This is a genomic window from Acinetobacter venetianus RAG-1 = CIP 110063, assembly GCF_000368585.1.
GTDB classification, from domain to species: domain Bacteria; phylum Pseudomonadota; class Gammaproteobacteria; order Pseudomonadales; family Moraxellaceae; genus Acinetobacter; species Acinetobacter venetianus.
The window spans coordinates 184863-197814 of the sequence record NZ_KB849556.1 but is presented as its reverse complement, the minus strand read 5'-3'; the positions used below and the strand labels follow the sequence as shown (position 1 = coordinate 197814).

At 40.8% G+C, this 12952-nt stretch carries 11 protein-coding genes; 6 read left to right on the top strand and 5 right to left on the bottom strand.

From position 1 onward, the window contains the following. Nucleotides 1–40: 40 nt before the first annotated feature. The gene (gene hslO / locus F959_RS00930; RefSeq protein WP_004876552.1) at nt 41–916 is read left to right on the top strand and encodes an Hsp33 family molecular chaperone HslO; all 876 of its coding nucleotides are present in this window, start codon (nt 41–43) and stop codon (nt 914–916) included. A gap of 83 nt (nt 917–999) precedes the next feature. On the opposite strand, the gene F959_RS00925 is transcribed toward hslO, so the two are convergent. Next, entirely contained in the window at nt 1000–1899 is a 900-nt protein-coding gene (locus F959_RS00925) for a LysR family transcriptional regulator (protein ID WP_004876550.1), read from the bottom strand. A gap of 105 nt (nt 1900–2004) precedes the next feature. Between F959_RS00925 and F959_RS00920 the strand changes: the two genes are divergently transcribed. The 4 genes from F959_RS00920 to F959_RS00905 all read left to right on the top strand — a co-directional run bounded on the left by F959_RS00920 (nt 2005) and on the right by F959_RS00905 (nt 4859). Then, nucleotides 2005–2616 (top strand): nitroreductase family protein, encoded by a 612-nt coding sequence (locus F959_RS00920; RefSeq protein ID WP_004876548.1) that lies wholly within the window; start codon nt 2005–2007, stop codon nt 2614–2616. Beyond that, nucleotides 2613–3470, top strand: a complete 858-nt coding sequence (locus F959_RS00915) for a DMT family transporter (protein ID WP_004876546.1) — start codon at nt 2613–2615, stop codon at nt 3468–3470. Before F959_RS00920 ends, F959_RS00915 begins: the two co-directional genes overlap by 4 nt. 88 nt (nt 3471–3558) lie before the next feature. Further along, nucleotides 3559–4521: a DnaJ C-terminal domain-containing protein gene (locus tag F959_RS00910; RefSeq protein WP_004876544.1), complete on the top strand. Its 963-nt coding sequence runs from the start codon at nt 3559–3561 to the stop codon at nt 4519–4521. Between the two features lie 11 nt (nt 4522–4532). Continuing rightward, nucleotides 4533–4859: a chaperone modulator CbpM gene (locus tag F959_RS00905; RefSeq protein WP_004876542.1), complete on the top strand. Its 327-nt coding sequence runs from the start codon at nt 4533–4535 to the stop codon at nt 4857–4859. A gap of 25 nt (nt 4860–4884) precedes the next feature. On the opposite strand, the gene F959_RS00900 is transcribed toward F959_RS00905, so the two are convergent. From F959_RS00900 to rpsO, 3 genes are all read right to left on the bottom strand, one after another. Next, nucleotides 4885–6108: a magnesium transporter CorA family protein gene (locus tag F959_RS00900; protein WP_004876541.1), complete on the bottom strand. Its 1224-nt coding sequence runs from the start codon at nt 6106–6108 to the stop codon at nt 4885–4887. 114 nt (nt 6109–6222) lie between these two features. Continuing rightward, nucleotides 6223–8310 (bottom strand): polyribonucleotide nucleotidyltransferase, encoded by a 2088-nt coding sequence (gene pnp / locus F959_RS00895; RefSeq protein ID WP_171054773.1) that lies wholly within the window; start codon nt 8308–8310, stop codon nt 6223–6225. Between the two features lie 264 nt (nt 8311–8574). After that, a complete protein-coding gene (gene rpsO, locus F959_RS00890) occupies nt 8575–8844 on the bottom strand; it encodes a 30S ribosomal protein S15 (protein ID WP_004876536.1) in 270 nt (89 codons plus the stop codon). Nucleotides 8845–9085: 241 nt separating this feature from the next. Here rpsO and F959_RS00885 point away from each other — a divergent pair, with 241 nt between their 5' ends. Beyond that, the gene (locus tag F959_RS00885; RefSeq protein WP_004876534.1) at nt 9086–10384 is read left to right on the top strand and encodes a serine hydrolase domain-containing protein; all 1299 of its coding nucleotides are present in this window, start codon (nt 9086–9088) and stop codon (nt 10382–10384) included. Nucleotides 10385–11110: 726 nt separating this feature from the next. Here F959_RS00885 and recD read toward each other — a convergent pair. Beyond that, on the bottom strand, nt 11111–12829 hold the full coding sequence (recD, locus tag F959_RS00880) for an exodeoxyribonuclease V subunit alpha (RefSeq protein ID WP_373278706.1): 1719 nt from the start codon (nt 12827–12829) through the stop codon (nt 11111–11113). Nucleotides 12830–12952 lie beyond the last annotated feature (123 nt).

The window sequence follows — 12952 nt, the reverse complement described above, 5'->3', positions numbered from 1 at the left end:
CGTTGCTTTGTTTTCCCTATACGGGGTATTGGAGAAAAATATGTCTGATTTACGCCAACGCTTTTATATCGAAGACTGCCCTGTTCGCGGTGAAGTGGTTCATTTAGAAGAAACACTACAAACTATTCTTGCACAACGAGATTATATGCCTGCGGTACAAAGCCTGTTAGGTGAAATGCTCAGTGCAACCGCATTACTCGCAAGTACGCTTAAAATTCGTGGCCGAATTAGCTTACAAATTCAAGCAAATGGCACATTCAAGTGGGCAATGGCTGAGTGTAATCATCTCGGTGAAGTTCGTGCACTTGCTGATTATGAAGAAGATCCACGGTTTTTAGAGGGTAGCGATAGCAGAACTGTACTTGCTGCACTTTCAAATCCTGTGCTGTTCATCAATATTGAACCTGAACACGGCGAACGCTACCAAGGGATCGTACCGCTTGACCAACCCACATTGGCGGGTTGTTTGATGCAATATTATGATTTGTCTGCACAAATCCCGACTCGGATTGTATTGGCAACTAATGCTCAACGTTCAGGTGGTTTACTGATTCAGCTATTGCCTCGTAATGATGAAGAAGAGCAAAAACTTGTTGATGAAGATCTATGGCCGCGTTTGACCATGCTGACTGAAACGCTAAAACCAGAAGAACTAACTGATCTTTCGGCGAATGAAATCTTGTACCGTCTCTACAATGAAGAAGAAGTCCGTCTTCCAGAGATTGAACAATTAAAGTTTGGCTGTACTTGTTCTAAAGAGCGTTGTGCCAATGCCTTGATCCAAATTGGTGTCGATGCCGTACATGAAACTTTAGAAGCACAAAATCCAATTCAAATGGACTGTCAGTTCTGTAATACCCGTTATGAATTCACTGCTGAAGAAGCATTGGGTTTATTTGGTGAACATCTGAGTTAATCAATTATGGTGGAGAAAGTACATTTTGCTTTCTCCATCGCTTCAATCCTTTATCAATATTAAAAATAATGTGCGCAATGGCATTATAAATTATCCATCTTTTTAAATTGTTCAACTAAAAAATCTATAAAAACACGAATCTTGGGTGCTAAGTGCTGTCTTGATGGATAAATTGCATATTGTGTGACCTCCGTTGTTGACCAGTCCTGTAATACCTCCTGCAAAATGCCAGTTTGTAAATCCTGTTGTACATACGGCCGAGGGATTAAACTGACTCCAAAACCCGCCCTTAACGCATCTCGAACCGCTAAACTGGAGGTCACAGAATAACGCGCTTTCACTACAACCTCTTCAATTTGCTCATTTTTACGAAATGTCCATACATCGGCTTGGTGTCCATAGGGAAAACGGATGTGTTCCAAATCCCGTAACTCCATAGGCGTTTGCGGTGTACCGTGTATTTCAAAAAAATTGGGGGTCGCACATAACACCAATGGCATAACCGTCAGCTTTCTTGCAACCAAACGAGAGTCATCCAACTGACCATAACCTCGAATTGCAAGATCAAAACCCTCCTGTACGAGATCAACTCGCCGATCATCCAAATGCATCTCAAGCTTTAAGTCAGGATAAGCAGATAAAAAATCAGGAATGGCTTCAGAAAGATAAATTAAGGTTGTAGTCATGGGAGCGCTGACTTTAAGCACGCCATGCGGTGATGCTTTGGCATTAAAAATCATCTCTTCAGCTTCAATCAAAGCATCAAGCCCACGAACTAAGTGTTCTAGATAGATTTTACCTTCCTCCGTTAAAGACATGCGACGCGTCGTTCGATGAATTAAACGAACACCTAAATGCGCTTCTAACTCGGCCACGCTTTTACTAATTGTTGGAGCGGATAGGCCTAACTGACGTCCTGCTGCTGCAAAACTCCCCTGTTCTGCAACCTGCCGAAACACTTGAAATAATGTATATCGATCCACCCTATTATTTCCAATGAGTAAATAGTGAATTTTAAAACTACCCAATTGTTCACTAATGAGCAAGTACCTATACTTTTTTTATTCTTTTGAATTGAGTAAATCACTATGCAACAAGCTCTCCAACTCATTGAACAACGTGTTTCTGTGAACCGTTTTGACCCAGACCACACCTTATCGCAGCAAGAAATTGAACAACTTGCTCGATTGGCGACTCGAGCACCGACCGCATTTAACCTACAAAATTGGCGTTTCATCGCAGTTCAAAGTACAACGCTCAAACAACAACTATTTACCTTGAGTTATGGGCAAAGAAAAGTCATGGATGCAGCTGTCACTTTTATCATTTGTGGTCAGCTTCCAAATGCGGAACATCTATCTCAACGCCTAGAGCCATTTCTAGAAACGGGCCTCATGCCTAAAACCATGGCGAATGATTGGCAAGAGAATGCCCAAGCACTTTACAGTCATCCTGAAACTGCAAGAGATGAAGCAATACGTTCAGCAACTTTAGGAACAGCAACGCTGATGTATGCGGCAGAAGCAATGGGCTGGAGTTCAGGCCCTATGATTGGATTTGATCACCAAGCAGTCAGCAACCTATTTTCACTTGGAGCAGATGAAATTCCAGTACTGATGCTCCCAGTCGGGCGCTCAGCAGACGGTAATTGGCCACAAAAACCACGCCGCCCACTCAGTGAGGTGTTAGATATCCTATGAAAACGCATCATGCCAATCTTTTAATCACAGCAATTGCCCCATTGATATGGGGCAGTACCTATATTGTTACGACAGCGACTTTAGCTAACTTCTCACCGATGGTCGTTGCTATGTTGCGTGCTTTGCCTGCTGGATTGTTGCTCCTACTACTGACTCGGCAGCTTCCAACAGGTCGTTGGTGGTTATATGCATTTATTCTCGGTGCTTTAAATATCACACTTTTTCTTAGCTTGTTATTTGTTGCTACCTATCGTTTGCCTGGTGGTGTCGCAGGTACAGTGCTCTCATCACAACCCTTGATCATTATTATGCTCTCGGCTGTTTTGCTCTCAAGCAAAATTCGACCTTTAGCCATTTTTGCTGCACTAATCGGAATGGGTGGCGTTTCACTGCTCGTTCTTACAGCAGATACCACACTTGACCCAATCGGTATTGTTGCAGGTCTTGCGGGGGCGACCTCTATGGCTCTCGGTATGATTTTAACTCAGAAATGGCAAGCGCCTGTTTCAGCCTTAACCCTCAGTGCATGGCAGCTTACCGCAGGTGGTTTACTGCTATTACCACTGATTTGGTTGTTTGATCAGCCCATTCCTATGCCTTCTTCCCTTAATCTCCTAGGATTAACATGGCTTAGTCTCATGGGAGCTGCATTTAGTTATAGTCTATGGTTTAGAGGTCTTCAATTTTTAAATGCTAATGTGATTTCCTCACTCTCACTGCTTAGTCCATTCACAGCAGTTTTACTAGGTTGGTGGTTCTTAGACCAGTCCCTTACAACATTACAGATCATCGGAATCATACTGGTTTTAGTGAGTATTTGGTTTAGCCAATACGCCAACAATCAGCATCGCTAAACAACAAGTCTTATACAATCGTAACTATTGAAATTGCTCGGATTCGTTTCATAATGAACGAAACACATAATTATCTTAATTAAATATCATGGCAAAAAATTATTATGAAGAGCTAGGTGTTTCCAGAGATGCCTCAGCAGATGAAATTAAAAAATCATATCGGAAACTGGCCCGTAAATATCATCCAGACGTGAGTAAAGAAGCCGATGCTGAAGCAAAAATGCAAGCGATTAATGTTGCCTATGACACGCTAAGCGATGCCACTAAAAAGGCTGAATATGATCAAATGCTGGATCATCCACAAGGTTTTAGTGGCTTTGGACAAGGCGCAGGAGGATTCAACCAAGGAGGAGGCGGATTTGATGGTTCTCAGTTCTATCGCCAAAGTTCTGGTGATGGTGCTGATTTCAGTGGATTTGAAGATTTATTTGGCCGTTTTGGTTCTGGCTTTGGTGGCGGTCAACAACGTTCTCAACGCCAGCAACGTAGTTACAAGGGTGAAGACCAACATGCCAGTATTCAGGTTGATTTAGACATCGCCTATCATGGTTCAACTCAACAAATCACCTTACAAATCCCAACCTATAACGTATATGGTGAACCTGAAGTCCAGCGTAAAACTTTAGAAGTTAAAATTCCAAAAGGAATGAAAGAAGGTCAGCAAATCCGCTTAAATGGACAAGGTCAAAGTGGAATCAACGGCGGTGAAAATGGTGATCTCTATATTGAAATCCAATATAAGGATACCGATCGCATCCGTGTAGAAGGCGCTGATGTTTATCAAACCATTGATGTAAGTCCATGGGAAGCAGGGCTAGGACAAAGTATTGAAGTAAATACACCTGCTGGGCATTTAAAATTGAATTTACCGAAAAATGCCAAAAATGGACAACAACTACGTTTAAAAGATAAAGGGATTCCGAATAAAACTGCTGGTCATCTCTATCTAATTATTAATATTGTTTTACCGCCAGCGCACAGTGAGCAAGAGCAGCAAGCTTATCAACAATTTGCCGATGCATTTGTTTCATTTAGACCACGTGCCTCATAAGGAGTAAGATCATGACAACCATTCAATACAAAGAAATTCAATATGACGGTCACTGCCAAGTTGAAATCATTGATGAACAATTGGCACTTGATCTTGAGCACTTCGCAGAAGCTTGCGGTCAAAGTACTGACTGGGTGTTGAAGTTAATTGATTATGATATTTTGCAGATCAAAGTTGATCCACAAAATTATCAATTCATTGGTGAAGATGTCAGTCGCGCAAGACGTGCCTATCGTTTACAACGTGACTTTGATGCGAGTTTATCTGCTGTGGCGGTGATGTTGGATTTAATTGATGAAGTACAGCAGCTCCGTAAACAACTGAAGCATTTTCATTAAACTCATATAAATGGCTAAGTGATATCTACTTCAACTTAGTCATTTTCTCCACTTCTTTTAGGGTTTGCTTAATCGGTTCATAATCTAAAAACCAAAGTAGGTTTAAATTACGCTGCTTATGTTGTTGCGCTAGCAGATCAATCACACTACGCTCTCCTCGTCCAACCAGATGTTGCTGATAAAAATAGTAAAGCAATAACACCGTACTCAGAAGCATCACAGCCAACATAATCCAAAACCCAACAGGTGATTTTAATCCGGGAATAAACTCAAAGTTCATTCCATAAATACCCGTGAGTAAAGTTAGCGGTGCAAACACAGCCGTAATAATCGCCAAGATACGCATATTCTCATTGGTTTGATTGGCGATGGCAGAAAAGTGTAAATCTATAGCAGACTGAATCGCATTTCTCAGCCGTAAAGTATGTTTTTGCACACGCTCCACATGACTCATTAAATCATTTAAACGTACCAATAAAATGTCTTGGGATTTGTGCTTATGCTCACCCACGACATGATGATAATTATCAACCAACTCATCCCGAAACTCTTGTAAGGTTTCAATTTGCTCTTCGCATAAATTTTCAATTTGTTGGAATGCCATATCCTCATGGAATAATTGATGCCATTGTTTAAAACGACGATTTCCTTGCAATAATTGTTGTTGCCAATGTTCAACACGTCGCGTCAATGGCGTGCGTAAATTCAAATAACCATCAATCATGCTATTTAGTAACCGTAGACACAAATCAGCGGGTGTATTCGGTAACTTTCTTGGTTTGTTTTGTTCAGCTGTCGGACGCTCCATAATCGTTTGGATTCGTTGAATATAATTTTCGACCGCTTTATTACCTTGTTCTCTGAGACTAATTAAAATATTTTGACTGAGTACAAAACTCATCGGCGTCGTCGCTAAACCAAAAACACTTTCATGTGACTCTACTGAATTATCATTTTCATAGATTTGGTCATCAGGACTGATCAGTTTCCTAAAAACCAATAGATCATATTCTTCTACCGTATCGAATGCACATGGGTGCTCAATATTGAGTAGATCCCGCATATGGAATTCGTTTAACGTCAAACCTGTATGTTGATAAATATTCTGCTGCCAAGTCTCATTATGATTGACAAGATCTTGCCTTAAACTATCAACCCAAAGAAACTCAAGGCTATGCTCTGTTTGTTGTTCTGCACTAATAAAAATTGTGTTTTCACTGTTATGACGATAAAAATAATAAAGCTGCATAACGATAATATTCAATGTCTTAATTAAAATAATAATGCCATAAAAAAAGCCCTGAGCAAGCCAAAGCAATTGCTTTGGCGATGCACAAGGCGGGCTTTTTTTATATCGAAACGATTAAGCTTGTTCGATATCTTTCATTGTTAACTTGATACGACCACGGTTGTCGACATCCGCAACTTGTACTTTTACTTCTTGACCTTCTTTTAATACGTCAGTCACGTTGGCAATACGCTCATTTGAGATTTGCGAAATGTGAAGTAAGCCATCAGTACCCGGTAGGATATTTACAAATGCACCGAACTCGACGATACGAATTACTTTACCTGCATAAATCGTTCCTGGCTCAACTTCAGCAGTAATCGCTTGGATTTTTGCAATTGCAGCTTTAGCCGCTGCTTTAGTTTCACCAAATACGCGAACTGTACCGTTGTCTTCGATGTCAATCGCAGCTTTAGTCTCTTCGGTAATTTGACGGATTGTTGCACCGCCTTTACCAATTACATCGCGGATCTTGTCTGGATTGATGTTGATTACTTCGAATGTTGGCGCGTGAGCACTAATTTCAGCACGAGCACGTGAAATGACTTTGTTCATTTCATTTAAGATGTGCATACGACCAGCAAATGCTTGGTTTAATGCAACTTCCATGATCTCTTCAGTAATACCTTCGATCTTGATGTCCATTTGAAGTGCAGTAATACCGTTTGCAGAACCTGCTACTTTAAAGTCCATATCACCAAGATGGTCTTCGTCACCTAAGATGTCAGAAAGAACTGCGAAACGCTCGCCTTCTTTTACAAGGCCCATCGCAATACCAGCAACTGGTGCTTTAAGTGGAACACCTGCATCCATAAGCGCAAGAGATGCACCACAAACAGACGCCATAGAAGATGAACCATTTGATTCAGTAATATCAGATACGATACGAAGTACGTAAGGGAAACGATCAACTGGTGGAAGAACCGCTTGAACACCACGACGTGCTAAACGACCATGACCGATTTCACGACGCTTAGGACCTGATTCACGACCAGTTTCGCCTACTGAGTATGCAGGGAAGTTATAGTGCAACATGAAGTTGTCAGTTTTCGTACCCGCTAAGGTATCAACCATCAATGCATCACGTGTGTTACCTAAAGTTGCAGTTACAAGTGCTTGTGTTTCGCCACGTGTAAATAATGCTGAACCGTGCGCACGACCTAATACACCCACTTGAACGTCAATACCACGAACGGTTTTAGTATCACGACCATCGATACGTGGCTTACCAGACAAGATGTTGTCACGCACGGTACGGTATTTAAGATCTTCGAATAAGAAATCAACTTCGTCTGCGATGCCATCAACATCTTCTTCAGGAACGAATTGAGTTTTTGCTTCTGTATAAAGTGCATCTAAAGCTGCATAACGATCTTGTTTTACTGCAATCGTATACGCTTCAGAAATTTTTGCTTCAAAAGCTTCTTTTAATTTTGCACGTAATTCTTCGTTGTGTGTTGGAGCAACCCACTCAGATTCTTTCGCACCAACAGCTGCAGCAAATTCTTTGATTGCTTGTACAGCAATTTGCATTTCGTCATGACCGAAAAGTACAGCACCTAACATTTGGTCTTCTGAAAGTTCTTTCGCTTCAGACTCAACCATAAGTACTGCTGATTCTGTACCAGCAACGACAAGGTCAAGGTCAGATTGTGCAAGTTGTTCAAGTGTTGGGTTAAGAACATATTCACCATTGATCAAACCAACACGTGCGCCACCAATTGGACCACGGAAAGGCGTACCTGCAATAGACAATGCAGCAGATGTACCTAGCATTGCAGCAATGTCAGCATCCATGGTTTTGTCAGAAGAAACAACAGTTGCTGTTACTTGGATTTCGTTGAAATAACCTTCTGGGAATAATGGACGGATCGGACGGTCGATCAAACGTGAAATTAAAGTCTCAGCTTCAGATGCACGACCTTCACGCTTGCCATAACCACCAGGGATACGACCAGCTGCATATTGTTTTTCTTGATAGTTAACAGTTAATGGGAAGAAGTCTTGACCCGCTTTTGCTTTTGGTTGTGCAACAACAGCAACCAGAACAGTTACACCACCCATTGTGATTAAAACTGTATTTGCTTGACGTGCAACGCGACCCGTTTCTAAAACAACTTGATGTTGACCAAATTGGAATTCTTTACGAACGATATTAAACATTGACATGTATTGTATTTTCCTAGTTTCTTTTAAAACGTTATTCTAGTGAGACCCCTAAGGTTTGGCATTCAGACTACAACAATATAGATAAATGACAAAGCTTAGAAGCCATCACACTAGACCAAATATTTTAAAAATATTAAACGCAAAGAAGGAGCGAACAAGCGCCCCTTCTAAAGTCATCTAAAGTAAATTAGATGAGACTCTCTTTTCAGCAATAAAGCATAGCAACATGCGAAATACCGAAAACAAAGTAAAATCGAATTAACGACGTAAACCTAATGCGCCGATCAAAGCAACATAACGACCGTGATCTTTACCGTTTAAGTAGTCAAGTAATTTACGACGTTGGTTAACCATACGAATCAAACCACGACGGCTGTGGTGGTCGTGTTTGTGTGCTTTAAAGTGACCTTGTAAATCATTGATTTGAGCAGTCAATAAAGCAACTTGTACTTCTGGTGAACCAGTGTCGTTTTCAGCACGAGCAAATTTAGCGATGATCTCTGCGCGATCTGCGTTAGTTAAAGCCATTCGATTTCTCCGAGATGCTTAAAAAATAAAAATGATAATAATCAGTTGAAGCCAACTGACTGCCGTGCATCACTACAGCAAGTCGCCTATTTTAAGTGATCTATCGTTATATTGCAAAAATGTTTTGTGTTTGCTGGCAATTCGGCAGCTGACAGCATTGAACAAAATAGGCACACTATCACGATTCTGTTTTCAATTTATGACAGAGACGAAAGAAAACGAAAAATATTGCGAGGGAATCGTGAAAATTTTATCAACAAATACCTGTTATGTACCACATGACCTCAATCAAGTGATTCGCTCAAAAGATGAAGTTGCGGCAGCATTAGGTGGGATGACTGAAAGACAAGTTCAAAAAATTTGGAATAGTGTGGAATGTTTATATAAAACAGGAAACTATCCACTCATCACACTATGTTTACGTCGTCAGGGGCAAGTCGTTTTAAATCGCAGTATTGGCTATGCACAAGGAAACTCTCCTGATGGCTTAGCATCTGATGCCAAAATTGCAACGCCTGACACGCCTGTATGCCTATTTTCAGCATCAAAAATGGTTACAGCGATGTTGATTCATATGCTAGATGAACGCGGTGATCTGAATTTACTTGATCCGATTAGCTATTACATTCCTGAATACGGTGTAAATGGTAAACGTCGCGCCACTATTTTCCATTTACTCTCTCATCGTGGTGGAATTCCACGTATAGAAGGCGAAGTCACGCCTGAACTTTTATTCGATCAAAATGAAATTTTAAAACGTCTTTGTGCAGCTAAACCCGTTTCTCCCTCAGGTACTCACCTTGCCTACCATGCTGTTACAGCAGGATATATCTTAGGTGAGATCGTTCATCGTGTTACAGGGCAAAGCGTTCGTGAATTTTTAGCAGAACAAATTGAAAAACCAATGGGATTGGATTATTTCAACTATGGTTTAAAACCTGAATATCGTGCAGATGTTGCAATGAATTATGCAACTGGTGTACATCCAAGTTTAGGTACAGATCAATATCTCAATCATGTACTCGGTGGTGGTTTACAACTGGCAGTTGATGTGACCAATGACAACCGTTTTATGGATACTATTTGCCCAGCAGGGAACATTTATACTAGTGCTGATCAGGTTGGTCGTTTCTTTGAAATGCTGCTCAGTGGTGGTGAATATCAAGGTAAACAAATCATGAGTGCCAAAACTGTGTTCCGCTCTACGCTGCCAACCTCTGGTATTAGTTTAGATCGCACACTCCTTGCACCGATGCGCTACGCACTTGGCCCAATGTTAGGTAGTAATCCTGTTGGTTTATTCGGACCAATGACAGGGCAAGCATTTGGTCATATTGGTTTCTCGAATATTTTATGTTGGGCAGATCCAGAGCGTGATATCAGCGTATCACTGCTGACGACAGGAAAATCAGTCGTCGGTACGCATTTACCTGCCTTAGCCAAAACGCTATATCAGATCTCAACCAACTGTCCAAAAATCCCAAAAAATCAACGTCGTTCATTGTTTGCAACAGACCGTACCGAAGCCGATTTAGTTTAATCATATTTGCAAACACGCACAAAAAAGCCCAAGTTTTCGCTTGGGCTTTTGCGCTTAGTTTTTATCGTTATAATTTTAGTTTATTTTTATTTTTTGTCTTTTTATTTAACAACACTCGAACCCTCTGGATGCTTCTCACACATCATTATCTTTTTACTTTATGTTGTTGTAGAGCTTGTTCCCCTCTCTATAGTTGCTATTCTGTCAGAATCAATTGTGGAGAAAAATAGCATTTTTCTTATCTCTGTGTAAGCAAAAACGTACAGGTCTGTATAACATTTAACTTAATAATGAAAAAAAACTGTCTAACAATAGCCTTATAACTTTTGAAGGTTCTGATACATTTCCACTGAATAGCAGATCAATACCAGTAAATCTTTGTCGAAATATGGATCAATTTTTTAAAGTGAAATCAGATTAAAATGGTTAAAATTAATATGATGAATATCAGCATGTTGTGATTAAATTTTATAACAAATAAAAAAGCCCTGTAGTCTCTCCCAAAACTACAAGGCTTAGCGGCTGTAAGTTTCCTCTTTTATCACTTACTTCACTGTAAGTTCGCTGTCTACTGACTTTATTATTATATTTTTGCGATTTACCTAACTTTCCTTGCTAGGCTCTTTGTGTGTACATAATCTCAAAAACACCTGTCTCACTCTAGCGACAATATCTCGAATCCATGTAAGCTTTTACTTACAAAACAGTGAATTTTAAAGAATAAGTTTACAATCTGTCCAAATTGATCTTTTGCACTAAACCACTGCGTCGAACAGTGCGGATTGTCAGCGCTTGTTGTAGCGCCTTTTGATCAGCCAAAAGTGTAACCACTTTTTTCGCACGCGTAATGGCGGTGTAAATTAATTCTTGGCTCAATAATTTCTCCGCATGTGCATCTAACACAATTGCGGTATGGGTAAATTCTGAACCTTGTGATTTATGAATCGTTAGTGCAAAAGCCGTTTGCATATGACGAGGCAAACGATGTGCTGCAATCCATTTATTTAGACTAGGAAAGAAAACTTCAAATTGTTGAGCTTGCGTTCTGTGCTTAAAACAAATCCCAACGTCACCATTTGAAATTCCTAACTGATAGTCGTTATACGTCATCATCACAGGACGACCAATATACCAATCCCCAACTGGGATTTGTTTGAGTTGCTGATTCAGCCACTGTTCAGCATAACGATTCAGTTGCTCTAGCCCTAACGGCCCATGTCGAACAGCCGTGAGGATTCGATAATCATCAAATGCCTGTATCACCATCATCATGTCTTGTTCAGTATCATCGGCTTTTAGATACGCCTTTAAGGCATCTACATAGCCCTGAAAACCATACATCAACTTTTGTTGATATTGTTCAGCATCGCTCTCTAGCTGTTCAGGTAAATATTCCAATTGAATCTGATCAGGCATCCCCAGCGTTAATGTGATGGCTTGGAGTACAGTTGGTGTGACGATGTCGCGTTCGAGTTTTTCCAACACCGCATGCTGCTCAGTCGAATCTTCCTGATCTTGGATAAATCTTGCAAATTGTCCAATCTTGGCATCCCCTGAAAATCGACGGCTGCTCATCAGTTGGACACGGTTTTCAGCCAAAGTCTCAACGTGTTGTAAATCTGCCAATACAGAACCCACATCCACAGAGGCTAACTGATTAGCATCCCCCAATAAAATAATTCGACAATGTTCTGGAACCGCTTCAAATAATAATGTCGCTAGATTCAAATCGAGCATTGAAGCTTCATCCACCACGATCACATCATAAGGCAACGGTTGTTTTTGATTAAAACGTGGTGTTGGCCGATTCCCGATTCCCAATAAACGATGCAAAGTCTGCGTATTTTGATGACGAAGTTCATCCGTGATCAGACCTGATTCCAAAAGCTTTGGATCATTGAATGAGTTTTGCAGCGCTTCTTGCATTCGTTGTGCAGCTTTACCTGTCGGTGCTGCCATTGCAATTCGGATATCTGGAATCGTTTGGTTGAGCGCAGCAATAATCCTTGCCAGTGTATAGGTCTTTCCAGTCCCAGGCCCGCCCGTAATAATACTAAGCCACTGCTGCATGACCATAGTTAAAGCGGCTTGTTGATGTTGATCATTGAGTAAGGTTTGAAAAATAGAAACATCAATATGAGGCACCATTTGTCGCTTTAATCGACAAATCTGATGAGCGAGGCGTTGCTCTAGCTGCCAATATCGGTATAATGCCAAGCCCTGCTGATCATAGACGCATGGAGCAACTTGGGTTGTTGCGATATCACTAGAAATCGCCAAATCACCCAGCGCTTCGAGCTGTGTTGAATCAACATCAATACAACTATTGCCTTGCAGGCTCGCTTCAACCAATTGTTGCAACACCTGTGCAGCGGTTTCTGGTTGAGCAGACTGAGTAAATGGTGCTTGTGTGAGGTAGTGACTCCACATATTTAACCAAGTCATTTGCTCCACTTGAGCATTACTTTTATTGTCCACAGAGTTATCCTCAAACTTACCCACACGCTTGTCCACAAGGTTATAAACACACTTATTCACAAGATAAGCTTTTGTTTAATTTAAAAACAT